The organism is Acidobacteriota bacterium (assembly GCA_009861545.1).
GTDB lineage: Bacteria > Acidobacteriota > Vicinamibacteria > Vicinamibacterales > UBA8438 > WTFV01.
This window is the reverse complement of the sequence record VXME01000062.1, coordinates 1-24,643: the sequence shown is the minus strand read 5'-3', so window position 1 is coordinate 24,643 and position 24,643 is coordinate 1. Positions and strand designations below refer to the sequence as shown.

Genomic DNA, 24,643 nt, shown 5'->3' with positions numbered 1-24,643 from the left:
CCCGCCCCGCACCCGGACCTGGATGCGGCGGTACCTGCCGTCGGGCGGGCGGGTGGGCGCGTAGGCCAGCGTGTACTGGTGGTTGAGCTCCTCTGCGATGCGCTCGGTGGCCGGGGCCAGATCCGGGCTGTCGGAGATCACCTCAGCGTAGCCGCCGCTCTCGGCCGTGACGTCTCGCAGCAGGCGCGCATTGACGCGATCGTTGATCGGCCGCCGCTCGGGGGCGTCGATGCCGACCGCGTAGACGAAGGCGTCGCTCAGCCGTATCTGCCAGCGCACGTCATCCCGCGTGACGTCGCTGGCGGTGTCCGACCCGTCGGAGATGAGCACGACGGCGGCGCGGTCGTGGGCCCGGACGGCGAACAGCGGCAGCGCCATCATCAGGGCGTCGTAGATCGCGGTCGCCCCGTACGGGCGGATGCGGTCGAGCCGTCCGCGCAGCCGGCTCGGCCCCAGCGTCCACGGCGCCTCCAGCTTCGGATCGTGGTTGAACACCATCAGGAAGACCTCGTCGCCCGGCTCGAGCAGGTCCACCAGAAAGCGCCGCAACGCCGCCCGGGCGTCGTCCATGCGCTGCCCGAGCATGCTCTGGCTGACGTCGAGGACCACGCCGAGGCTGACCGGAACCCTGCCCCGATCGAACTGGGTGATGCGCTGCGGCCGGCCGTCCTCGAAGATCTCGAAGTCGTCGCGGGTCAGATCGCCGACCAGGCGTCCCTCGGCGTCGCGCACCGTGGCCGTCACCTTGACCAGGTCGACGCCGGAGCGGAAGCGGGGCACCGCGGCCCGCTGCTCCTCCGCCGGCGCTGCTCCGGCGGCGAGTGCGAGAAGCAGCAGCACGCCGGCCGGGCGGACGAAGGACGAGGATCGCGAGCGGTCGAACACGCGCAGGGCTCCCTCCGGGCGCTGGCACGGCCATTATAATCACGGTTCCGTGAGCCCGCCCTCCTACGTGCACGGCGCCGCCGACGTGCCCCTGCTGGGCGAGACCATCGGTGCGAACCTGCGCCGCACCGTGGAGCGGCATCCGGAGCTCGACGCCCTGGTCGTCGCCTCGCAGAACTTCCGGGCCACCTATCGGGAGTTCTGGGACCTGACGACTCTGCTCGCCCGCGCCCTGCTCGCCCGCGGCATCGCCCGGGGCGATCGGGTGGGCATCTGGGCGCCCAACCGCTACGAGTGGGTCGTCACCCAGTATGCGACGGCCCGCATCGGCGCGGTGCTCGTCAACGTGAACCCGGCCTACCGCGCGCACGAGCTCGAATACACCCTGAACCAGTCGGGACTGCGATTGCTTCTGCACGCCCGGCGCTTCCGCGCCGCCGACTACACGGCGCTCGTGGGCAGCGTCCGGGCCCGTTGCCCGGCGCTCGCCGAGACCGTCGTCCTGGACGACGAATGGGACACGCTGCTCGAGGAGGGATCCGGCATCGACGACGCGGCGCTGGCCGCGCGGGAAGCGAGCCTGAGCTTCGACGACCCCATCAACATCCAGTACACCTCGGGCACCACCGGCGCCCCGAAGGGAGCCACCCTCTCGCACCACAACATCCTGAACAACGGCTATTTCTGCGGCGAAATCCTCCGCTACACCGAGGCCGACCGGGTGCTGATCCCGGTCCCGTTCTACCACTGCTTCGGCATGGTCATCGGCAACCTCGCCTGCACCACCCACGGTGCCTGCATCGTCGCGCCGGCCGAGAGCTTCGATCCCGCCGCCACGCTGGCCGCCATCCAGGGCGAGCGGTGCACGTCGATCTACGGCGTCCCGACGATGTTCATCGCCCAGTTGAACCACGCCGACTTCGCCCGGACGGACTTCTCGTCGCTGCGCACCGGCGTGATGGCCGGTTCCCCCTGCCCGGTCGAGGTGATGAAGCAGGTCCGCGAGCGGATGAACGTGAAAGAGATCACCATCTGCTACGGGATGACGGAGACGTCGCCGGTCTCGACCCAGACCCGCGTCGACGACCCGGTCGAGAAGCGGGTCGGCAGCGTCGGCCGCATCCACCCCCACGTCGAGATCAAGGTGGTCGATCCGGAGAGCGGCCGGATCGTTCCGCGCGGCGCGTCCGGCGAGCTGTGCACGCGCGGCTACGTGGTGATGCTCGGGTACTGGAACCAGCCGGAGGCGACCGCCGCCGCCATAGACGACGCGCGCTGGATGCACTCGGGCGATCTCGCGACGATGGACGTCGAGGGGTACCTGCGCATCGTCGGCCGCATCAAGGACATGATCATCCGCGGCGGCGAGAACGTCTACCCGCGCGAGGTGGAGGAGTTCCTGTACACGCACCCGGATGTCGAGGACGCGCAGGTGATCGGTGTCCCGTCGGCCCGCTACGGGGAGGAGGTGATGGCGTGGGTGAAGCCGAAGGCGGGCGCCTCGGTGACCGGCGAGCAGCTCCGCGCCTTCTGCCATGGCGCCATCGCGACGTACAAGATTCCCCGCTACTGGAAGCTGGTCGACGCCTTCCCGATGACCGTCACCGGCAAGGTGCAGAAGTACCGGATGCGCGAGGTCGCGACCGCCGAGCTGGAGCTCGAGGGCGCGGCCGGCATCGAGACCGCCTGACCCTCACTCCTTGGGCAGCGTGTAGCTGACCATCCAGTTGATGCCGAACCGGTCGGTACACTGTCCGAAGTAGTCGCCCCAGAACTGGTCCTGCAGCGGCATGATCACCGAGCCGCCCGCGGACAGCTTCGCGAACAGCTCGTCGCACCGCTCGCGGTTCTCCCCGTCGATGGACAGGGAGAAGTTGTTGCCGGCCGCGTACGGGGGCGCAAAGCTCGAGGTGTCGCTGCCCATCAGGACGCTCGAGCCGATCGGCAGCCCGACGTGCATGACGCGATTCTTCTCTTCCTCGGCCACCGGCATGTCCGGCGGGCCGTCGCCGAACGTCTGGATCCCGGTGAACTCGCCGCCGAAGACGGACCGGTAGAACTCGAACGCCTCGCGGCAGTTGCCATCGAAGGTGAGATACGTGTTCAACGACATGGCGTGCCCCTCCCGAGCCAGCGAAGCATACCCCAGGCGCTGACCCGCCGACCACGCCACGCCACACCACGCCCGGGCGCCCCCCGAATCGCGGGGAATCCGGCTACGATCCGGCGGTGCCTGGTCTCTCGCCGGCGGCGGCGGGTCTCCCGACCGCCGGAGTGCGTCTGCGGTCCGCTGTCTTGGCCTTCCTCCTCGCCTGGCCCGCGGCGTCCGCCGGCCAGCTCGAGGCCGGCGCGGCAGCCGTCGACATCACCCCCGTGCTGTGCGACGACGCGGCGGCGGACGCCTCGGTCCCGCAGTTCGATGCGGACCGCGACTGCTTCCGGTGGATCCACCTGGCAGGCTTCAGTCCCTACGTGCCGTTTCGCGAGGGAAACCGGCTCGCCGAGGGCATCCACGACCCGATCTGGGCGCGCGCGCTCGCGCTCCGCGATGCCCGGGGCGAGACCCTGGTGCTCGTCGCCGCGGACCTCCCCGGCCTCGGCCGCAAGCACACCGGACCCGTCCGGCGCCGGGTCGCCCGGGAGCACGGGATCCCGGAGAGCCACGTCATCCTGCACTCCACCCATACGCATTCGGCTCCCGACGCCAGCGGCTACTGGTCGACCTTGATGGCCGGCCACAACCGGCGCTACACGACGCAGCTTCGCGAGTCGCTCTACGCGTCGATCGACAGGGCGCTGCAGGCGCTGCGCCCCGCGACGCTGACGACGGCGACGACCACCCACGTCGCGTGCCAGGACACGGCCAGCGGCCTCCTGAAGACCGAGAGCGACTGCCGCCTGCCCGCGATCAACAACGAGATCGACGATCCGTCGGCCGCGTACGACCGCTTCGTCATGCAACGCGACCTCCGGGACCCCGTCACGGGCAACACGCGTGTCGTGGCGGCGGCGTTCAGGGAGGCGGGCACGGACGAGACGATCGCCACCCTGGTCAACTGGCACAATCATCCCGACACGCTCGGCAGCGGCAACCGGCTCCTGTCGAGCGACTATCCGCACTATCTGCGGGAGTACCTGGAACGCATCCGGGGCGGGGTCGCCGTGTTCGTGTCGGGAACGGTCGGCAACCAGATGAGCGGCCTGCGCAGCACGCCGGTCCCACTATGGGACGAAAGCGGCAACCGCGTCTTCGACGGAGGCGGGCAGCCCGTGCTGGTCACCGACGGCTGGGAGAAGATCCGCTCGACCGGCTACGAGATCGCGCACGCGGCGGACGCGGCGCTCGACGCGGCGGAACCGCTGGCGGCCCCCGACCTGGCCGTCTCCAGCACCTCGTTCGACACCCCGATCGACAACGTCATCCACCTGCTGGGCACTTGGTCGGTCTGGCACCACGACGTCGAGCCGCCCGACCGGTTGCGCTACCACTGGCCCGACTGCTGGGGCCTGCTCGGCTGCGTACGGGGCGAGGTCGCCCTGATCGAGATCGGCGACCTGAGCCTGCTGACCGCCCCGGGCGAGATCGATCCGGCCTACGCGCTGGGCCGCCCGGAGCACGTCGCCGACTACGGACCCGACTGGGGTGCGTGGCGCTTCCCGGCCATGGCCGGCGTCGACCGCCTGATGCCGGGCCGCCACCACGGCTTCGTCGGATCGGCGCAGGACTATCTCTCGTATCTCGTGCCGCCGGCGGACAACACCGGCTGGTGGAACTTCGATCACCCCAATCACTACGAAGAGTGGGTGACCATCGGCAAACGGTTCGGCGAGGACGTCCTGCGCGCCTGGCAGGAGCTGCTCGCCGCACGCGGCGCGGCGCCGGATCGCCCCGCCCGCCTCGACGATGACGGGGAGCGAGGCGCCGGACCGTGAGACCAGGACCCTGGAGCGCGCTCGAGCGCGCCGCGTACGACACCTGCGAGCCCGACGTCGCCGCGTTGCTGGTGCATCCCGGCGAGACCCTGTCCGGACTCGCCGTCCTGGCCGCGGCGGTCGTCTCCTGGCACGAAGTCCACCGCTCGCCAACAGCCGGCCCGGCGCGTTTCCTCCCAGCGATACTGGCCCTGCTCGCCGCCGCCTCGATGCTGTTCCACGCCACGTTCGCCGCGGCGTTCCAGCGGCTTGACCTCGCCGCGATGCCGTTGCTCACCGGCCTGCTGCTGGCCGCGGCGCTGGTGCACGCCGGCTACACGCCGCGCAGCCGGTGGCCGGCGCTCTTCGCCGTGTTCGCCGGCGGCGGCGCCGTGCTGCCCTTCATCGCGACCGCCGCGGGTTACGTCGTCGTCACGGCCCAGGCCGCGGCGCTGCTCTGGCTGTGGTGGAAGCTGGCCCGCCTCCGCCCGGCCATCCGCGCCGACCTGCGGCGGACGGCCGTACTCCTCCTCCCCGCCGCGGCGCTGCTCGCCCTCGGCCATGCCGGCATCGCGTGCACCGGGGCGGGGACCGCCTGGGCGCACGTCGTGCAGCCCCACATCGCCTGGCATCTGGCCGCGGCCGGCGCCTGCGTGTTCATCGTCCGTATCGAGCTCGCCCTCGAACGAGACGCGGTGTGGCTCGCGTGAAACGGCCCGACCGCATCCAGCCGAGCCACCATCCGGCAAGCGTCAACGGCAGGACACAGGCTGCCCCGCCGCCGAGTGCGCCGGCCGCGAACGCCGCCGCACCGGAAGATCCCGCCGCCAGCCGGACGACCAGCGCCAGCAGCACGCCGCCGGCCGTACCGGCCGCACCGAACACGAGCGCGCCGGCGCTCGCTCGGCGCCAGCCGCTGCCCCCGAGCGCGAGCCCGAGGGCGCCCAGCAGCGCATGAGTCACCGCCAGAGCCGGTGCGAAACCCAGGAGCAGCTCGGCGAGCCGCTCGACGCCGCTCAGAGCCGGCAGGCCGGCCAGTATCAGGAGCGGGATCCACAGCGTCGCTCCGAAGGCCGCGCCGAACGCCGCCCGCCAGCGCAGCCCGGGGCCGAGCGCGCCGCCCGCCACCACGCCGCCCGCCGCACAGGCGAACAGGACAACGACGACCGGCCGCAGAACCGTCGCGCCCCGATAGAGATCGAGCGCGCCGAGCGCCGGCAGCAGCAGGAGCGGCGGGACCAGCGACAGGAGCGCCCCGGCGGCAAAGGTCGCGGCCGTCCGGCCCGGCCCGGTTGGATGCGGCTCAGAAGTCAATGTCCGAGAACGCGGCGCCGACCCAGTGCTTCGGCCGGCCGTCCGGCCCCTCGACCGGATTCAGGGCATAGCCGAGGTCGAACCGGACGCCGCCGCGGCTCGCGAGCCGGTGGCTGCCGACGAGCAGGCTGACGCCGACGCCGGTCCGCAGGTCGCCGAGATCCACGGGACGCCCGGCCGGCCAGACGAAGCCGCTGTCCACGAACCCGGCGACGCCGAACGAGAGCAACTGCCAGACGTCGTCGGCGAAGAAGACGCGTTCTTCCGCCGAGAGCAGCAGCGACCGCGTGCCGGTGAACTGGCGGACCGGATAGCCGCGCAGCCCCGTCTCGGCGCCCAGCCGGAGCTGCACTTCCGGGTCGAAGGCGTGGCCATGAGCGTAGTCGAGCTTGCCGACGAACGCGGTTCGCAACGAGTGCTTCCGGAGGTAGCGGGCGTTCACCGCCGCCACGGTGTTCCGCCACCCGCCCCGTTCACGCCGCCCGTCGAACCCGACGCCGAGGATCACGAAGTGATTGTCGCGAAGTTGCAGCCCATGCCGGTGGCCGGCCGACACGAACGCCGCCTCGCGCCCGCCGAACGCGTGCGCCGACAGCCGCAGCACCGCGTGCGACTCGGTGCCGAGGTTGAAGTCCTCGGTCCGCTCGAACTGGTTGACGTGCGTCAGCCGCACGAACCGGTGGGTGACCGACCGCAGGCCGACCTCCGGCCCGGTATAGTCCCGAAGATCCTCTCCGACCTGCACCTCGTGCGCGCGAAACGCACCGTGCATCCGGACCGCGTGATTCGCGCCGCGCAGCAGCGCGCGCCCCAGCTCCAGGTCGACGAACTCGCCGCGCACCGGCAGCCGCTCGACCTCCAGGCCGTGCTCGACGATGGGCTCGGTCCGGGCCACGCTCACCACGCCCGCCGAGAACGCCCACGGATCCCGCAGCGACAGGTACCCCCGATCGAGGGTGAGGAGCCGTTCGTGACCGTCGCTGAGGCCCGCTACCGACGCGGCCAGTCCGACGTTCGATCCGAGCAACTGCGGGTCCTGATAGCGCAGGCGATCCGTCACCCGATCGAGATTCTGCCGGTGCGAGACCGTGATCGACTTGCCGAAACCGAGAAAGTTCTTCTCCGACGCGCCGATCTCCCAGATCGTCCGGTTCTGGACCTGCGAGAAGTCGATGCGCGGGGCGAGGGACCAGCGGTCCCAGGTCGTCACCAGGACGTCGACCCGCTCGGGTCGCCCGTCGAGGTCTTCGTCCACCTCCACCGTCTCGACACGCGCGTCGCGCAGGAACCACAGGCCGCGCAGGTTGCGCTCGGTCTGGTCGATGAGCTCGCGGTCGAGCGGATCGCCGGTCTCGAAGAGCAGTTCGCGCCGGATGATGTGATCGCGGGTACGGACGTGCAACCGGTTGGCGATCCGGTGGGGCGCGAACCGACCGCCGCCGCGCTCGTCGAAAACCTCGCGGCTGGAGACTTCGATCTCGCCGATCGAGGGCGGCGACGGCTCGACCGGCGTCACCTGGCCGGGCGCGGATGCGGCCAGGAGCAACGAGCCGAAGGCCAGCAGCGCGGCGGTCCGGGCCGGACGCAGGGTCATTGGAAGAGCTTGCGAGAACGGGCCAACCATGAAGGGAAAGGTCCAACCCTGGGGCTGCGAATACGATCAAAAAAAGAAAACCCCGAGCGCCCGAAGCTCATGACGAGCTCCGGGCGTCCAGGGTTTCGATCTCGGGCCCCGCAGGGGGGACCGACGTGTTCGTTCGGAACGAAGCGCGCCCTATTCGGGCTCGGTCGGGTCGCGGCCGTCACGCGGCGCGCCCGTGCCGGACGAACCCATGAACAGCTTGCGGCCATCCCGGAAGGTCAGGTCGCGGCCGTTGCCCTTGTTCGAGCCGTCCTTGGCCTGGTAGCCGTCCACGATGATCTCGGTGCCGGGAAGCAGCGACTGGCGGTTGAAGCCACGGCGCAGCAGCGTGTTCGGCGTGCCGCCCTCGACCATCCAGACGGTCGTCGAGCCGTCGTCGTTGGTGACCTCGAGGTGGACCCACGCGTGTGGGTTGATCCACTCCATCCGGACGACCACGCCCTCGAGATGGATCGGCGCGTCGGCGTCGAACTCAGCCGAGAACGCGTGATGGGCCACCACGGGGACCGCAGTCGCGGCCAGCGCGAGAGCCACAACCGTAAGGACTACCTTTCGCATCGGATTCGCCTCCTGTCTTGCAAGCACAACGGGTTTCGGCATTATCGCCAATATCTACGTATTCGTCAACCGCGTCGACCTTCCTGGTCGCGCCCGGTCTCTACCGGGGACCGGGCGCCTCGCCCTCGTAGGCCGAGCCGTAGCCGCTCGGGCGGTAGGTCGGCGTCAGGTCGGGGTCCTTGCGCAGATGCCCGTACATCAACTCTTCGGCGAACTCCACGCACTTGTACTCGAGAAGCTGCATGTTCTCGTCGATCCGGCGGTAGAGCGGCAGGCTGAGGCTCCAGGGCCGCGTGTAGGTCTCCGGGTCCTCGATCGTGGCCTCGTAGTTCAGGTGGTACGGGCTCGAGGCCGTGTAGCGCTCGACGACGCGGATCTGGTTGCTGTGGTGGTTGCCGTTCCGGTCGAGCCAGGTGTCCGGCATCTGGGCGGTCACGTCGATGACGAGGGTCTCGCCGTCGAACGAGCCGAGCGAATGGCCCATCCAGGCGTCGACCGGCGCCTCGAAGTCGGGCCGGTCCATGTAGACGACGCGGCTGGCGCTGGCGAACTCGTAGGCGAAGAGGATGTACTCCTCGGTCTGCACGATCTGGAAGGGATACGGCTGGTAGGTCGCCCGCGGAATGCCCGGCATGTAGCACTTGGCCGCCGGATCGCGCTCGACCCAGTGCTGCGCGTTCTCCTGCTGGATCGCCCGCGCCGCGGCGGTGTAGGGAATCTCGCCGCCCTCGACGATGCCCAGGCCGCCGGGAACCGAGAAGATGGCCCCGAGCTCGACCACCGGTCCGTGGCTGGCCGCGTGCGGCTCGATGTTCCAGTGATGGGCGCCGATGGCCTGCCAGATGCCGTTCAGGTCCGGCGCGTCGAACGCCGTCCGGGGCGCCATATAGTCCTGGCCCGCCACGCTCGCCGCGCCGACGGAGAAGACCATCGCCACCGCCAGCGCCCCGGCTGACGCCGTGGCAATCACCTTGCCGTTGAACCTCTTCAGATTTCGCATTTGACGATGTCTCCCCGCCACGACCGCCACACCCGATGATGTCGCGAGCCGTCAGCAGACTGTCCCAGGCACCCTCCTCGGAAGGGCCGGAACGTGTTGACGAAAGTGGCCGATCTATACATGCGGCCTCCGGGCGCTGTCAAGGCGATCCGTCGGCCGCGCCTACGAGAGCAATCCAATCAGCCGGGCGCCGACGGCCACCCCGGTCCACACCGCGATCGAGAACATGCCCGCCGCCTTCGGCCAGACGGGCCCGAGCTTCGCTTCGTCCATCCTCGCCAGCCGCCGCCGGACGGTGAAGGCGAAGATCAGGCCGAGCACGAGCAGCTCCATCTTCCACCAGAAGAACGGGCTGTAGTACTGCTTCATCGCCGTCGACATCACCGACGGCCAGCCGGTGATGAGGAGCGCGACCAGACCCCACACCATCCACGGCATGGCGTCTTCCGACACCTTGGCCAGAGGCACGCGGGTGAGCCCCACGCCGAGCAGCCGCAGGTCGACCACCAGGATCGCGCCGGCGAACACCGCCAGAGCGATCAGGTGCATCACCTGCACGATCGGCGCGAACCACGTCTCGTTCAGGATGTACGCGCTGAACGCGTGCTCCTGCATCCAGAGGAAGAACGGCTGCAAAGACATCTTCTACCCTCTCGGAACCAGCTCACGCCACCACTGCGGCACGAGATCCTGATAGGCGATCATCCGGCCCACGACGATGACCGCAGACCAGAAAGCGATCGACATTACCCCGGCGAACTTGGCCCCGAACGGAGGCGACGGATCGTTGTCCCACTGGTCGACCGTCTGGTACGTGGTCGCGTGGAAGTACCACATGTTGAGTCCGGCCAGAATCAGCAGCACATTCTTGGTCCAGAAGTAGAAGTTCGTATAGAACCGCATCGGGTCGCTGAACAGCAGCAGCAGACCGGTGACGATGCTGATCGCGAACCCCACCATCTGCCACGGGAACAGCCGTCCCTGGACCTGCGTGATCGAACTGTTCAAGTTGCCGACCCCGGCCAGACGCAGGTCCATCATCATGATCAGGCCCGCGAACATGCACATCCCGATGACGTGCGACGTGAGCATGATCGGATAGGCGTTGAGCGACTCGCGGAGAGCGACGCTCGATTCCATCGCGCCAACCCATTCGAACCAGCTTCGCATGCGTCAAACTCCTCCCAGCGCGGATCGGTCGGGTGAAATCGCAGCGCTCCGATCAGTCTTCGGCGGGGGGAGTGCAACGCGGCGTGGGCGGATCCGTGTAGCTGTCGCGATAGACGCCGTGGCAGTTCGAGCAGGCCTCGGCAACGTCGCCGGTCATGAGGATGACGTCGAAGTCGTCGTACACGCGGGCCTGCGCCCACTCGTACGCCCGCTGCCCCGCGGCCCGCAGGCCGGCGACGTACTGCTGCCAGTCTTCGCGCTCGACGGGGGCCGGCGCGCCGATGCGCCCGGCCTCCTCCTCGTTGAGCTCGCAGTTGCGCGGAAGCTCGATCAGGTTGGCGGACTCCACGAGCGCGACGGCCGCGTTCTCGAGAGCCTCCCAGCCGGTGTAGATGTTCGCGAAGCGCTCACTGGTGGAGTCGCCCTCGACCGCCTCGACCGGGTCGTCGGGGTTGTTCGTCTGCGCGTCGAACAGAATATTCGAGTTGGGGAAGAGGATGCCGCGCATCACCTCCGCCAAGTCGCCGAATACCTGCGGCTCCTGGGCGCGGGCGGGGCCGGCGGTCAGCAACATCACCATGAAGACGACGCTCGGTACACGCATTCGATCACTCCTTCGGTCCGGTGAGTCACCCTGGCGGCCGGCACCCGGCCGGGGGGCCAGGGCGCGCAGTGTACCCCGTCGCCCGTGAACGGGTCAACCACGAGCGCGGCGCTGCAGAGCAATCCCGGCCCTCGCTCCGGCCCGGTATAGACTGATTGCCTGGATTCACTTCGAGGAGGATGCGAGACGATGCCGAGTCATACACGAGTCGTGGCCGTTCTGACCGCCTGCTGCGCCTCTTTCCTGCTGCTCGCAACCGCCGCTCCGTCTGCGTCGACCGCCAAGGAAGCCGTGCAGGAACCTGCCGCCGAGGTGCCGGAGAATCCCATCGAGGCTACCGAGGAATCGGTGCGGGCCGGCCTGCGCGTCTACGGCCGTTTCTGCCGGTCGTGTCACGGCGTGCGCGGCGACGGCCGGGGCCAGAACCCGTCGCCGGGGACGAGGCCGGCCAACCTCGTCGACGACGAGTGGGTGCACGGCGAAAGCGACGGCGATATCTACAACGTGATCCGCCAGGGAGTTCCTCCGAACTACGACATGGATGCGTGGGAAGGCCGCATCACCGACGACGAGATCTGGCACGTGGTCAATTTTCTGCGCGAACTCGCCGCGCGGTCGCGGTAGGAGTACCGACGCGGTACGTGCGGGCCGGCGTTTCGCTCAGCCGACCGTCTTTCACCGGGAGAAGGTGAACACGACTTCCGAACGTCCCCCGCCGCGGTGATCGCCGCGCGCTTCGACGACGTCTTCGTTCCACGCCAGGGCAAAGCGCGAGCCCGCGCCGCGGATGGCCGGAATGAGCGACGCCGTCGGGTTGTCCGTCAGCCGGCGAGCCCTCCCGTCCGGGAGACCGTTCGCCGCGAACGGCCGGAAGTAGACGTCGTGGGGCAGGCCAGGCTCGACTTCGTCGGACCACGCCAGCCCGAATCGCGTACCGTTCCAGTCGATGTAGGCGCCGATTGACTCCCCCGCCGTATCGGTTACACGCGACGCCGCTCGCTCGATTCCGTTCGGCAGCTCCTCTTCATCGACGACCGCGAGATAGACCTCCGCGTTGCCATCGCGAGTGTCCCACCATGTGACGGCGGCTCGTCCGGCGCCGAAAGCGAGGTCGGGATAGAGGGAGGATGCACCGTCGTCGACACTCAACCGTTCCACTATCGCCTGCTCCCGGCCGAGGCGTGCCAGGAAGAGCTCGTGGGCGCGCGTCTCCAACTGCGCATCGAAGACAACCCAGGGGACGCCCCCGGCGTCCACGCTCAGATTCAAGTTCCACGTCGTGCGGCTCGCATCGGCGACCCGGTGCGCCGCGCCCAGGGGCTCGCCGTCGAGACCGAGCTGTTGCGCCCAGATGGCGGCCGAGACGTTCGGTCCGGTGTCCGTCTCCTCGATCCAGACACACTGCATCCGATCGCCGATCACGGCGACCACCGCCGCCCGCCCGTCGCGCCGGGCAGCGGACAGCGTTCTCGTCCAGCGCGGCGTACCGGCGGCTGTCCAGGCGCCGACTCTCGCGCGTGACGAGGAGTCGTCCGCCGCCACCTCGTACCACGCCACGATGAGGTCGTCGGAGATTTCCGGATCGGGAACGTCGATGCTCGGCTCGTACGAACGCCCCGCGTTGGCCGTCAGGCGGTACTCGTCGGAGACCGGCCGGCCGCTTCCGTCGACAAGCCGCGCATAGATCTCCGGCGCACCGTGGCGGCTGTCGTGCCACGCCACCGCGAATCCGCGGGGATGCACCGCGAGGCTCGCCTCGTATGCCCCGTGCCCGCTTCGGCTGATTCGGACGGTCCTCGACTCGGCGGCCAGGACGATTACGGTGCACAGTCCGGCCGACAGCAGTACCGCTCCCGAGATGGAGTCGACCACGACCCTCGGCATGGAGACCCTCCGCGCCCTACCCGCGATTGCGGCGCCAACGCCAAACGGCGAGCAGGCCCAGAACGGGCGCGCCGACCCAGAGCGGGGCCCACACGCCGTCGTCCGCCCCGGAGGCCGGCGGCACGGGCAGCGGCTCGGCAGCGTCGGCCGACTCCTCCATCCGAAACCCCTCGATGTTCGTCGTGGTCAGCGCCGGACGCGATTCATTCCAGCGGACGAACGCCTCGGCCTCGGCCGCCGCGGTCTCGATGTCGGCGCCGATCGCCTCCTCCATCGCCGCGCGGTAGGCCTCGAGGGCCGGACCCGGAATGTTCATCGCCGCGCCCTGCTCCAGCACGTAGCGCAACAGCCGCGGATTGCCGCAGGTGTGCTCCGAGCAGCCGACGCCATGGGTGGCGACGCTGTCGACATGCTCGCGGAGCAACCGCTCGGTGGTCGCGTCGTCGGCCGCCCAGTAGCCCTTGCGGATCGTCTCGACCATCCGGCCGGTGATGTCCTGGTAGGCGTGGGGCGAGTGCTCGTCGAAGAACGCCTTCATGTCGAGGTCGTGCCGGTCCTCCACGTAGACCGCGAACGACTCCTGCCACATCGCGTCGTCGACGGTCTCGGGCACCGTAGCGTCCCAGCCCCACAGATACTCGACGAACGCGCGCATCTCGCCGGCGCCGGCGTAGCCTTCGCGCTGCATCCCCTCGATCCAGGTCGGGTTGACGTAGCGCGTCCGGAACTCGGCGCCGAGAAACTTGTCGATGCCGGTCATCTCGGGCTGGCCCGGGTCGCGCGTGTTGGTCACGACCATCTGCGGGCTCTCGCCGTCGATGCTCCGGACCGCCGCGGCGAGGCCGCCCATGTACATGAAGAAGTCGTCGTTGTCGAGGGCGCCGTACAGCATGGTGGAGCTGCTGTGCACCACCTTCTCCGTGCCGGACAGCGCCAGGCGGAACACATCCTCCATCGGCTCGCCCCAGAAACCGTTGCCGTAGCCGTGGCCCATCTTCGACAGGTACTCGTCGGCCATCGGCCGGTCGCTGTCCCAGGTGCCGCTCGCGGCGGCGATTCGCGACGTGTTCAGGTTGAACGTCCCCGGTGGCTCGTCGAAGATGCGCACCCCGGCGCGCCTGTCGGCTTCCTCCTCCGCGTATCCGCGGTCGATGAGCGCCGCCCTGGTCGCCAGGTAGTGACGGCGGACGAAGTTCTCCGCCTCTTCGAGCACCTTCACCCGCTGCACCGCCTCGTCCATCAGCCGGGTGACGTTGTTGAACATCCCCTCGGCGGACGAAGCGATCACGATGTCGACCCGCGGCCGGCCGAGCTCGCGCGCCGGAACCACCTCGACGTCGACCACCTTGCCGCGGGCGTCCCAGACCGGGCGCGTGCCGAGAAGGTGGAAGATCTGCGACTCCAGCACCCCCTCGTGGCGCAACGTCTCGGTGCCCCAGATCACGAACGACACCTTCTCCGGATACCGGCCGTGCTCGGCGACGTGGTCCCGCAACATCCGATCGGCGAGAAAGACGCCGACCGTCCAGGCGGCCGGCTTCGGCACCTTGTCGGGATCGATGCCGTAGAAGTTCTTGCCGGTGGGATAGGCGTCCGGGTTGCGGATGGGCTCGCCGCCGTTCCCCGCCGGGACGTAGCCGCCGTCGAGCGCGTCCAGCAGGTGGTCGAGCTCGCGCGGACCCGATTCGACGATCCGCCGCTCCATGTCCGACGCCAGCACGGTCGTGTCGTCGGGCAGCAGGTCCCGATCGACCGACACGATGGCGTCCACGGTGCTGGCGCGCATCTCCGGCTCCGGGGTACGGCCGAAGGCATGCAGACCGTACGGTATGTTCTGCCCCCGCAGCTCGATCATGTAGTCCTCGAGGGCGTGCAGCGTGTCGTGCTCGATTTCCGCTCCGGTCCCCAGGTCCAGACCGAGGTCCTTGACCATTCCGAGGTCGACCGCCTGCTGCCGGATCTGGTCCGCGTACGCCTCGGCGAGCTGCACGTTCTTGTGGACGTTGTTGTGGTAGTCGTCGACGCTTTCGCTCAGCGCCGCCAGCTCGGGCAGCAGCCCGCTCTTCACGAACGGCGGCACCATGTGGTCCACGAGCGTCGCCATGCCGCGGCGGCGCGCCACCAGCCCTTCGCCGACCACGTCGACGTTGTAGACGTACAGGTTCGGCAGGTCGGCGATCAGCGCGTCCGGCGCGTCGGCCGCGGACAGTCCCAGGCTCTTGCCGTCGAGCCATTCGAGCGTACCGTGCGTCCCCAAGTGGACGACCGCGTCGGCGCCGAACCCGACCGGCTCGTCGGCCCGCAGCCAGGAGTAGGCGGCGACGTACTGGTGATGCGGCGCGAGATCCTTGGCGTGATACAGCTTCTCGCCGTCCGCTCCCCACCCGCGCGCCGGCTGCGGCAGCACCGCGACGTTGCCGAAGTGCAGGGCGGGGATGATCAGGCTGCCGTCCCGCGCCATGAGCGCCGCGTCCTCGGGCTCGCCCCAGTCCGCGATCACCTTCTCCCGCAGCTCGGGCACGTAGCCGTCCAGCCAGCGGAGATAGTCCCCCATCCAGGCCCGGGTCGCACGGCCCTCGGACAGCAGCGCATCGAGCTCGCCGGGCGCGTAGCCGCCGACGTTCCGCGCCCGTGCGAGCATCCGGTCGAGGAGCGCGTCGGACGACAGGTCGACGTCGTCTCCGCCGAGGTCGTAGCCGGCAGCCTGCATGCGCTGGAGGATGTTGGCCAGCGAGTCGGCGACGTTCAGATAGCTCGCGCCGATGCCGGCCTTCCCCGGCGGGTAGTTGTAGAAGAGGACGGCCACCCGCTTGTCGGCGTTCGGCGTCGCGGCGAGGGCCGCGTAACCGAGCGCCCGCTGCACCGCCAGCGTGACGCGGGGAACGATCGGCCTGCTGGCGACGATGGTCAGCCCGGTGTCCGGGTCGGTGCGCCGTTCCTTGCTGCCGACCACGGTGGGGGCCACCAGGCCGGCCAGTTCCGGCACGGCGATCTGAAACGTCCCCTCGAACATGGACAGCCCCTGCGCCGAGTCGCGCCACTCGGCCTCGCTTCGGCCGTAGAGGCTGATCAGGCTGAGCACCGGGATGTCGAGCTTCCGCAGCGACTCGCCGGCGTCGGGGCCCGCGAAGCGGAACAGGAACGCCAGCGCGACGTCGGCCCGCGCCGAGCCGTCAGCGTCGCGGAGCAGCGTCTCGAACGTGATGCCGGCCGGATAGCCGAATATCGGGATCGCCTCGGCCCCCTGCCGCTCGATCTCCGCGACCACGGCATCGATGAGCGCGGTGTCGCCGTCGTCGTAGTACGAACCGTAGAAGCCGACCGCCACGCGCGGCGCGCCCGGCCGGTGCTTGCCGGCGGCCTGCCGCCAGGCGTCGAACGCATCCCAGTCCGCGAACACGCGGCCGGCGGCACCGCCCGCCACCGTGCCGGGATCCGGGTAGTAGTAGCCGGCCTGCAGGCTCGGCTGCGGCTCCGGAACGGTCAGGCCCGCCACGCCCGCGGCCGACAGCACGTACTTCAGGAGCCCTACCTGGTTCGCGAAACCCGAGTGCTCCCAGAACGCACGCGCGCGCCGGTCCCAGGCCACGCCGCGCTCGACGTAGTGCTCCCGCGGAAGCAGCCCCTCACCGACCCCGAGGACCAGTCCCTGTCCGGTGATCCGGTCGACGAGGTCCACTTCGAATGTCTCGTCGAAACGATCGAGCGTGTGCTGGTCGTGGACGTGCAGGACGAGGACGTCGCTGCCCAACACCTCCTCCGGATCGATATCGTCCAGCAGCGATTCGGTCACCAGCCTGACGGCGATGCGATCCCGCAGGTCGGGACGCTCGTCGAGCACCGCCTTCCAGGCGCTCAGGATGCCGGGCAGGGTGGAGTCGCCGGTGAGATACGCCAGCCGTATCTCCTGGGCGACCGCGGGACCGGCCGCCGGGCCCGTCAGCAGCGCGATACCGGCAACGACCCACAGAACCAGGCCGACACGGCTTCGCCGAGCCGCACGGCGCCCTGAATGCAGTACCCCATGTCTCATGCCGCACCTCTCAGTCGGGCACGTAGACGATCTGCCCGTCGGCCAGGCGATAAGCCGTGCCGAGACGTTCGCCCTGTCCGCCCAGCGTCTCGCCGGTCAGCTCGTACGCCGTGATCTCGGTGCCCCGCTTGACGATGATCTCGCTCAGTCCGTCCGCGTTCGTCTTGACCAGCGTCACCTCGCTGTCCGGATCGACGAGGTCGCCGATGCGATAGACCGAGAACAGGGTGATCATCAGGCCGACGATGAACACCACCGACACGTCGAAGATGTTCGCCACGCCGGAGAGCGGATCCTCGTCTTCCGCGTCAGCCGGCGACGGCAGGTGCAGAAAGCGTCCCATGGTGTCGTTCCTCCGGCACGATGCTGCCGAGCGCGTCACGCGCCAGCTCGCCGGCCAGCCGCTCGGCCAGGAACCGCTGTTCGCGCACGGTCTGGTTGACCCAGCCGTGGCGCACGACCTGGATGACGTAGGCGACCGTCCCGGCCGCCAGACCGACGATCGTCGTCGTGAAGGCGACGACCATCTGACCCGCCATCGCCTCGAGGTTGCCGGCGGTGAGCGAGGCCAGCGCCGTCCCCATCGGGATGAGCGTCCCGAGCAGGCCCAGGCTCGGTCCGACCTTCACCAACACGCGTGACCCGTTCAACGTGCGCCGCACCCGCTCCTCGCGCTCCAGCACGAGGTGCTCGAGCCCGCCGTCGGCGAACGACGGCTTCAGGCGCTCCGCCTCGACGTCGCGGAGCAGGCCGCGTAGCGGCGCCGGCAGCGCCGCCCGGCGCTGGGGGTCCGCGCCCAGCACCGAGCCGGCATCCAGCCACGCGTTGAGATCGAAGCCGTTGCGCTCCCGCCTTCGGGCGAGCCATTCCATCACGCAACCGCCGGCCATGAAGACCGCCGCGCCGACCGCCACCCAGAGCAGCGCGATAACGGGAAACCGCAGCACCTGGGCCAGGGCGAACAGACCGTTCTCCAGGCTGCCGAGCAGGTTCACGCGCGCCTCCGCAGCGTGTGCAGGCCGCCGAGCACGACGACCGCCCCGAGCCCGACGACCACGCCCGGATGCACGCCGGGCCGCACCATGTCTCCCATCGCGAGATTCATCGCCTGGGCCGCCCGCCATCCGGCGGCCACGCCCGGAGCGGCCGCGACCGCCAGTGCCAGCACGCCGAGCGCGGCCAGCGCGTCCTCATGAACCGCCGGTGCCGCAAACCGTGGATTGCGTGCCGAGGCAACGGCCGCAAAGGCGATGACGCCGAACGCCGGCAGGCACGCGAGCCACGGGGGCAAGCCGTAGATGCCCAGCACCCTGCTCCAGAGCCCACCCGCCAATCCGGCGACGAGCGAAGCTCCCAGCGACGCCGAAGTCTCCCCCGGACGAACGAGCAGGAGACCGGCGGCAGCCGCGACGACCGCGCCGGTCCATCCCGAGCCCGGTTGGAGCCACGCGATGCCGATCAGGAATCCGGCCGCCAGCGCCAGCACGCCGTAGCGGTCCCGCACCACGGTCGCGAACACGGCGGCGGCGAGCCCGCACAGCAGTCCTACGGCATGCAGCAACAATAGAGAATCCTCGGGCCAACGCCGCCGAAACCGTCGCAAGGCTCCGTGTTCGGCCCCGGCCCCCACCGCCCCAGGCCCTTCGGACAGCCGCCTCACTCTATAACGAGCGCCCCGGACGACGCCGTCGATTTCAGGAAATCTTCAGGGAATATTCAGAATCGTGCGCGCGAGCGGTCACTACACTTTGCTTCTTGTCGGGTGGTGCGTCAGCGTCTCGGCACCGCCGGCTCCGCACCCGCCGCTCCTGCGGTCGAACGAGAGGATAGAGACACCAATGACCACGCGTTACTCCGCCCCATTCGGCATCCTGCTGTGTTTGCTCGCCGTCGCGTCTCTCGGCGCGCAGGAGCCGGCTGCCGTGGCCGGCACCGTCACCGACTCGTCCGGCGGCGTACTGCCGGGCGCCACTATCGAGGCGCTGCGCGGACTGCGGGTGGTGTCGACCGCGACGACCGGGAACGACGGACGGTACCAACTGGACCTGCCCACGGACGGAAGCTATCGCGTAACGGCGCGACTCGACGGATTCGCCGCGGGCGCAACCGACGTGACCGCGGGCGGCGGCGCGACCGCCGACTTCCGGCTCGACATCGCCCCGCTGAGCGACACGGTCGTCGTCACCGCGTCACGGACCGCGGAAGGCAGCGCGTCGGTCATGGAGTCCCACTCGGTATTCACCGAGGACGACATCGAAACGCTTGGCAGCCATTCTGTGGCGGACGTTCTCCGCTACGTGCCCGGCCTGAACATCGAGTCGACCGGCCGGGAGGGCTCGCTCACGTCGGTCTTCGCCCGCGGCGGCGAGTCCGACTACAACCACGTCCTGATCGACGGGGTGCGAGTGAACGCCAACGGCGGCTACTACGACTTCGGCCGCGTCTCCGCCAGCGAGATCGAGCGGGTCGAGGTGGTGCGGGGCGCGCAGTCGGCGCTCTACGGCTCGGATGCGATCGGGTCGGTCATCCAGATCTTCACGAAGCGGGGAACGCCGGACAGCGGGCCCAGACTGGCCGGCTCGATGGAGGGCGGCTCGTTCGGAACGGCCCGCGGAGACCTGCGGGTGCTCGGCGGCGCGCAGCAGCGCGTCGACTACCAGCTCGGCGTCGCCTACCGCGGAAGCGACGGCGCGTTCCAGGACCGCCTGACGGAGCTCGACCGCTTCGATCAGCAGACCATCGACGGCAACGTCGGCGCGATCCTCGGCGACACCACAAGGCTGCGTACCGGCTTCCGCTACAGCAACGCCCGCGCCAACTCCGTCGGCCCGATCACGTACGCGCCGGGCGACACCGGCACCGGCGCCGACACGGACGACCTGACGTGGCACCTCGACTTCGACCAGACGCTCTCCTCGCGCATCGACCACTCCGCGACGGTGAGCTACTTCCGGTCCGGGCGTCAGTTCGTGGACGACGGCAGCGATCCGCAATACCGCGTCTTCGCGATCCTCGAAGGCATGCCCGGCGCGCTCTATCCGGCCGGGCCGCGGCTGGTACGGCTGCTGGACCAGGCAACATTCGACACATTGGCCGCCGATCCTACCGGTCTCGGCTCCGGTCAGTTCCTCGCACAGAACGGCCCCTACAACGGCTTCGACTGGGCCTCCGATTTCGACACGCAGTTGCGCCGCCCGGCCGCGCGCTACCAGCTCAATGCGACCTGGCTGGACAACCAGGTGCTGAGCGCCGGCTACGACTACTACAGCGAGACCAATGCACTCGACGAGCTGCAGACGGTGGCGAACCACTCCTACTTCGTGCAGCAGCAGTTCAACGTCGCCGACGCCTGGTTCGTCACCGCCGGGACGCGCATCGACGACAACGCCCACTACGGCAGGTCGATGAATCCGAAGCTGTCCGCGGGGGGGTATCCCCTGCCATTCCGGGAGGGCCCGCTCTCGTCGCTGAAGGTGTCGGCCAACATCGGGCGCGGCATCAAGAACCCGAACTTCTCGCAGTTGTTCGGGTCGCAGTGGGTCGACGGCGATCTGTCCCTGCTGCCGGAGGAAGCCGTCACGGTGGACGCCGGCGCCGAGCTCACGTTCGACGACCAGCGCTGGCGGGCGAGCTTCACCTGGTTCAACAACGACTACGAGAACCAGATCGCCTATTCGCCCTCACCCGGGTTCGCCGGTGACGGCCTGCCCGACTACGTCAACATCGACGGGTCACGCGCCGACGGCGTCGAGTTCGAGTTCGGTTTGCAGCGGCCCATCGGCGGGCTCACCGCGAGCGCCTCCTACGCGCTCGTCGACACCGAGGTGGTCACCAACGTCAGCACCAGCGAGCAGTTCCAGCCGGGACAGCCCCTGCTGCGCCGGCCGCGGCATTCCGGCAACCTGCGCGTCGGCTACACGCGGGGGCGCGGCAGCCTGAACCTGAACCTGCGGATCACGGGTGACCGGCACGACAATTCGTTCATGGGGCTTCAGCGCCTCTCCGACGGGCGCGGGGTGGACATCAGCGTCAACCCGGGCTACACGCTGCTCACCGCGGGCGGACAGTTCCGGGTCCACCGGGCCCTGACGCTGTTCCTGCGGATCGATAACCTGACGAACACGCTGTACGACAGCGCACTCGGATACCCGGGCCTGCCGCGCGCGGTCGTCGCCGGCGGGCGCTTCGACATCGGCGGCTGAGCGCGCGTCTCAAGGCTCCGAGGCACACGGAGATCAGCGTGAGCCTGCTCGACCGTTCGGGCCCGTTGCGGCGCGTCCTGTTCCAGGTGCACCTCTGGATGGGCGTGGCGGCGGCGCTCTACGTGCTGGTGGTCTCGGTGACCGGAGCCGCGCTGGTGTTCCGCATTCACCTGCAGCGCGCGGTGCACCCGGAGTTGCTGACGTCCCGAACCGACGGCCCGCAGGCGGACATGGTGACGGTCCTGGAACGGGTGCGGGATGCCTACCCCCGAGGACGTCTCTCCGGGGTCGACGCACCGACGGCCGTGCGAGCGACCCATCTCGCCTACGTCACCGAGGACGGCCGGTTCCGTACCGTGCTCAGCGACCCGGTCACGGCCGAGGTGCTGGGCGAGCTGCCCGAGCACTCGGTGGTGCGCACCCTGCAGGATCTGCACTTCGACCTGCTCGCCGGCTCCACCGGCCGGGTGATCAACGGGATCGGGGCGCTCTGTCTCCTGCTGCTCTGCGCCACCGGCCCGTTCATCTGGTGGCCGGGGCGGACGGGTTGGCGGCGCGGCCTTGCCGTCGACTGGGGCCGCCCCTGGAAGCGGGTCACCTGGGAGCTGCACGGGGCGGTGGGCATCTGGACGCTCGTCCTCACCGCCGGCTGGGCCGTCACCGGCGCCTACTTCGTGTTCCCCGGCGAGTTCCGCGCAGCGGTCAATCGGATTTCGCCCCTGACCACGGTCCGCCCGCCGCAGTCCAATCCCGACCACCGCGCCTACGCGCCGCGCCCGACCTGGCGCGAGATGGTCGACCTCGCCCGGCGGGCGGAACCGGACGCCTTCGTCGCCCGGGTCGTCCTGCCGGCGACCGACGAGGCGTCCTTCCGGGTGCTGTTCGTCGACCAGCGGCCGACGCCGCTCGGCTCGCGCCATCTGCGGACGGTCCACCTCGACCAGTACACCGGCGAGCGGCTCTCCGCACCGGAGCCGCCGGCCGCCACGCTCGGCGATACCGTCATGGCCTGGATCGGACCGCTGCACTTCGGGAACTTCGGCGGCCCCGGGATCCGCGCGGTATGGCTCGTAACGGGACTCGCGCCCGGTCTGCTGGCGGTAACCGGCCTGATCCTGTGGTGGACGCGCGTGGTCGCGCCGCGATCGCGCCGGCGGCGCGTCCCGCAGGTCGCGCTTCAGCCCGGCGCGCCGGTCGTACCACTGGCGGATGACGTGCTCGATTGAGAGGCACCATGAATCGGACACAGGAACACGCGGCGGGCGACGCTCTCACGGCCGCGGAACGGCGGCACCTGTTGCGGCGCCTGGCCTTCGCGGCCACGCCGGCGCTGGAACGGACCCTGGAGGGATTGTCGGGAGACGAATCCCTGGAAGTGCTCCTGCGGGCGGCCCGCGGCACTTCCTGGCCGGAGCGTCCCGCGGCGGCTCGCGGTATCTGGGACAACCCGGCCCTGCGGTTCGAGGGCGTGTCCGACGAAGAATTCGAGGCGATCGTCGACCGGCAGACACCGGACACACGGGCCGCCATCGAGGGAGTGCGCCACTGGTGGCTCGCCGAGCTGCTCGCCTCGCCGGCCCCGTTGCGCGAGAACCTCGTGCTCTTCCTGCACGGGGTGTTCGGCAGCAGCACGAGCTCGGTCGACGCCCCGCACGCGCTGCACGGACGCAACGCCCTGCTTCGCCGGCGATGCCTGGGAACCGTCCCGGACCTGCTCGCGAGCCTCGTCGTCGACCCCGCCATGATGATGCAGGTCGGCATGGACGATCACCGGCGGCTGCGCGTGTCCGACCGCCCCGCCAAGCTCATCCTCGACCACTGGACCGTCGGCGAGGGCGCCTACGAGCCGCGCGACATCGAGGAGCTGTCGCGGGCTCTTACCGGGTGGCTCCTCGTCGCCCCCGAGGGCCGCGAGCCGGCCCGGCCAATCGATCCTCGCGCGCCCCGAGCGGCCCGCCGCACCGGCCTCGTACCGACCTTCCGGCCGGAGGAGTTCGACGCCGGCCCGAAGACCATTCTCGGCCGCACCGGCTCGTTCGATGCGCGCTCGGCAGTCAGGTGGCTCGCCGCGCACGAAGCGACGGCGCGCCGCTTCGGGCGCCTGCTGATCGCCCACCTCGGCATCGAGGATCCCGACGGGGCGCTCGAAGCGCGGCTGGCGGCCAGCTACCGGGCGACCGGCGGGTCCATCGAGGCGATGCTCCGCGAGGTCGTGCGGTCGGACGCCTTCTGGTCCCGGTCGTCGCGGTGGGCGTTGATCAAGAGCCCGGTCCACCTGGCGGCGGGCGCCTGTCGGCAGTTGGGAATCGCCTCGCCTCCGGTTGTCGAGATCGACCGCTGGCTGCGGGCGAGCGGCCAGTCGCTGTTCGACACCCCCGACAACGGCGAGGGAGGCTGGCCCGGACAGGAAGCCTGGGTGGAGCCCCCCGCCCGCCTCACCGTGCGCTACCACCTGGCCGCCGCCCTGGCAGGGCGGTTGCCGCCACTCGGCCTCGACGGCGCCGAGCCGTCGACCGACGGATCCGCCGGCCCGTCGACGGCGCCGGTCGGGACGGCATCCGGTGAAGCGTCGGCGGCGGCGCTGCTCGAGCGGCTCGACCCGGCTCCGGGACTGGACGCCGAAGCGCTCGAACGGGAAGTTGCCGGCCTGGGCTCGCCGGAAGGGCGGAGCGCCTTCATCCGGCGCGTGATGATGTCCCCGCAGTATCAACTGGCGTGAACGCCAGCCTGGAGAACCCAATGCACACCATCAGCCGACGCGACCTGCTGACCTGGTTCGCACTGACACCGACCGTGCCGTTGTTCGTCCGGCGGAGCGCCCAGGCGGCCAGCGGTGGATCCCAGGCGAGCCACGACGGGCGCGTCGTGGTCGTCCTGCGCCTGCGGGGCGGCAACGACGGGCTGAACACGGTCGTGCCGGTCCGCGACGACCGCTACTATCGGGCGCGCCCGACGATCGCGATCCCGCGGCAACAGACGCTGCCGATCGACGGGAGCGACCTCGGCCTGAACCCCTGGCTCGGCGACGTGCGCCGCCTGATGGACGACGGGCTTGCCGGCATCGTGCAGGGTGTGGGCTACCCGCGGTCGTCCCGGTCGCACTCGCGCGCGACCGAGATCTGGGAGACCGGCTCCGTGGCCCGCAAGGCGCCGGAGCACGGCTGGCTGGGCCGGTACCTCGATCACGCCTGCGAGTGCGGCGACGAGCCGCTGGCCGGCGTGCAGTTCGCCGAATCGCTCGGCCGGACGCTGGCCTCCGCGTCGGGACGCAGCACGGCGATAGGCCATCCCGAGCTGCTGCTGGGAATGGACGCGGCCCCGACCGTCTCCGTGGGGGCGCGGGGGCCCCCCCCCCGCCGCCGCGCCCGGCCCACACGACGTACAAGCCGCCGAGGGCCGCGCCCCCCCCCGACCGCCGACACCACCCGGGGCCGCCGCG

At 70.1% G+C, this 24,643-nt stretch carries 20 protein-coding genes and 1 pseudogene; 8 read left to right on the top strand and 13 right to left on the bottom strand.

All coding sequences use genetic code 11. The annotated features are described in order from the left end of the window. The coding region (locus F4X11_10110) for a VWA domain-containing protein (protein ID MYN65367.1) at positions 1 to 885 on the bottom strand (885 nt) is incomplete at its 3' end. A 49-nt stretch (positions 886 to 934) separates the two neighbouring features. Here F4X11_10110 and F4X11_10105 point away from each other — a divergent pair. Continuing rightward, a complete protein-coding gene (locus tag F4X11_10105; GenBank protein MYN65366.1) occupies positions 935 to 2,575 on the top strand; it encodes an AMP-binding protein in 1,641 nt (546 codons plus the stop codon). Between the two features lie 3 nt (positions 2,576 to 2,578). Here F4X11_10105 and F4X11_10100 read toward each other — a convergent pair whose 3' ends face one another. After that, positions 2,579 to 2,998 carry a VOC family protein gene (locus F4X11_10100; GenBank protein ID MYN65365.1) on the bottom strand — a complete coding sequence of 140 codons (420 nt, stop codon included), beginning with the start codon at positions 2,996 to 2,998 and terminating at the stop codon, positions 2,579 to 2,581. Positions 2,999 to 3,114: 116 nt separating this feature from the next. On the opposite strand from F4X11_10100, the gene F4X11_10095 reads away from it, so the two are divergent. Beyond that, the gene (locus F4X11_10095) at positions 3,115 to 4,818 is read left to right on the top strand and encodes a hypothetical protein (protein MYN65364.1); all 1,704 of its coding nucleotides are present in this window, start codon (positions 3,115 to 3,117) and stop codon (positions 4,816 to 4,818) included. Then, entirely contained in the window at positions 4,815 to 5,507 is a 693-nt protein-coding gene (locus F4X11_10090; protein MYN65363.1) for a hypothetical protein, read from the top strand. The genes F4X11_10095 and F4X11_10090 overlap by 4 nt, the downstream gene beginning before the upstream one ends. On the opposite strand, the gene F4X11_10085 is transcribed toward F4X11_10090, so the two are convergent. The 7 genes and pseudogenes from F4X11_10085 to F4X11_10055 all read right to left on the bottom strand — a co-directional run bounded on the left by F4X11_10085 (position 5,455) and on the right by F4X11_10055 (position 11,085). Then, positions 5,455 to 6,111, bottom strand: a complete 657-nt coding sequence (locus tag F4X11_10085; GenBank protein ID MYN65362.1) for a hypothetical protein — start codon at positions 6,109 to 6,111, stop codon at positions 5,455 to 5,457. The two genes, F4X11_10090 and F4X11_10085, sit on opposite strands and share 53 nt — an antisense overlap. Continuing rightward, positions 6,101 to 7,705 carry a hypothetical protein gene (locus F4X11_10080; GenBank protein ID MYN65361.1) on the bottom strand — a complete coding sequence of 535 codons (1,605 nt, stop codon included), beginning with the start codon at positions 7,703 to 7,705 and terminating at the stop codon, positions 6,101 to 6,103. The genes F4X11_10085 and F4X11_10080 overlap by 11 nt, the downstream gene beginning before the upstream one ends. Positions 7,706 to 7,885: 180 nt before the next feature. Continuing rightward, positions 7,886 to 8,311 carry a hypothetical protein gene (locus F4X11_10075; GenBank protein ID MYN65360.1) on the bottom strand — a complete coding sequence of 142 codons (426 nt, stop codon included), beginning with the start codon at positions 8,309 to 8,311 and terminating at the stop codon, positions 7,886 to 7,888. A 172-nt stretch (positions 8,312 to 8,483) separates the two neighbouring features. Further along, a pseudogene (locus F4X11_10070) lies at positions 8,484 to 9,311 on the bottom strand (hypothetical protein). Positions 9,312 to 9,473: 162 nt separating this feature from the next. Then, a complete protein-coding gene (locus F4X11_10065) occupies positions 9,474 to 9,953 on the bottom strand; it encodes a hypothetical protein (protein ID MYN65359.1) in 480 nt (159 codons plus the stop codon). Between the two features lie 3 nt (positions 9,954 to 9,956). Next, on the bottom strand, positions 9,957 to 10,481 hold the full coding sequence (locus F4X11_10060) for a hypothetical protein (protein ID MYN65358.1): 525 nt from the start codon (positions 10,479 to 10,481) through the stop codon (positions 9,957 to 9,959). 52 nt (positions 10,482 to 10,533) lie between these two features. Then, positions 10,534 to 11,085 carry a hypothetical protein gene (locus F4X11_10055; protein MYN65357.1) on the bottom strand — a complete coding sequence of 184 codons (552 nt, stop codon included), beginning with the start codon at positions 11,083 to 11,085 and terminating at the stop codon, positions 10,534 to 10,536. Positions 11,086 to 11,274: 189 nt separating this feature from the next. On the opposite strand from F4X11_10055, the gene F4X11_10050 reads away from it, so the two are divergent. Continuing rightward, a complete protein-coding gene (locus tag F4X11_10050) occupies positions 11,275 to 11,709 on the top strand; it encodes a cytochrome c (GenBank protein MYN65356.1) in 435 nt (144 codons plus the stop codon). Between the two features lie 51 nt (positions 11,710 to 11,760). On the opposite strand, the gene F4X11_10045 is transcribed toward F4X11_10050, so the two are convergent. From F4X11_10045 to F4X11_10030, 4 genes are read right to left on the bottom strand one after another with little or no spacing between them, the layout of a single operon-like run. Then, entirely contained in the window at positions 11,761 to 12,969 is a 1,209-nt protein-coding gene (locus F4X11_10045) for a hypothetical protein (GenBank protein ID MYN65355.1), read from the bottom strand. A 16-nt stretch (positions 12,970 to 12,985) separates the two neighbouring features. Next, positions 12,986 to 17,002, bottom strand: coding sequence for a cobaltochelatase subunit CobN (locus F4X11_10040; protein MYN65354.1), 4,017 nt, complete (start codon positions 17,000 to 17,002; stop codon positions 12,986 to 12,988). A 10-nt stretch (positions 17,003 to 17,012) separates the two neighbouring features. Then, positions 17,013 to 17,345: a DUF2149 domain-containing protein gene (locus F4X11_10035; GenBank protein MYN65353.1), complete on the bottom strand. Its 333-nt coding sequence runs from the start codon at positions 17,343 to 17,345 to the stop codon at positions 17,013 to 17,015. After that, positions 17,311 to 18,126 carry a hypothetical protein gene (locus tag F4X11_10030; protein MYN65352.1) on the bottom strand — a complete coding sequence of 272 codons (816 nt, stop codon included), beginning with the start codon at positions 18,124 to 18,126 and terminating at the stop codon, positions 17,311 to 17,313. Before F4X11_10030 ends, F4X11_10035 begins: the two co-directional genes overlap by 35 nt. A gap of 714 nt (positions 18,127 to 18,840) precedes the next feature. Here F4X11_10030 and F4X11_10025 point away from each other — a divergent pair. The 4 genes from F4X11_10025 to F4X11_10010 form a co-directional block, all read left to right on the top strand. Next, on the top strand, positions 18,841 to 21,204 hold the full coding sequence (locus F4X11_10025) for a TonB-dependent receptor (protein MYN65351.1): 2,364 nt from the start codon (positions 18,841 to 18,843) through the stop codon (positions 21,202 to 21,204). A 38-nt stretch (positions 21,205 to 21,242) separates the two neighbouring features. Further along, positions 21,243 to 22,430 carry a PepSY domain-containing protein gene (locus F4X11_10020; GenBank protein ID MYN65350.1) on the top strand — a complete coding sequence of 396 codons (1,188 nt, stop codon included), beginning with the start codon at positions 21,243 to 21,245 and terminating at the stop codon, positions 22,428 to 22,430. Between the two features lie 8 nt (positions 22,431 to 22,438). Further along, a complete protein-coding gene (locus tag F4X11_10015; protein MYN65349.1) occupies positions 22,439 to 23,923 on the top strand; it encodes a DUF1800 domain-containing protein in 1,485 nt (494 codons plus the stop codon). Positions 23,924 to 23,943: 20 nt separating this feature from the next. Next, a partial coding sequence (locus tag F4X11_10010; protein MYN65348.1) for a DUF1501 domain-containing protein occupies positions 23,944 to 24,643 on the top strand: 700 nt, incomplete at its 3' end.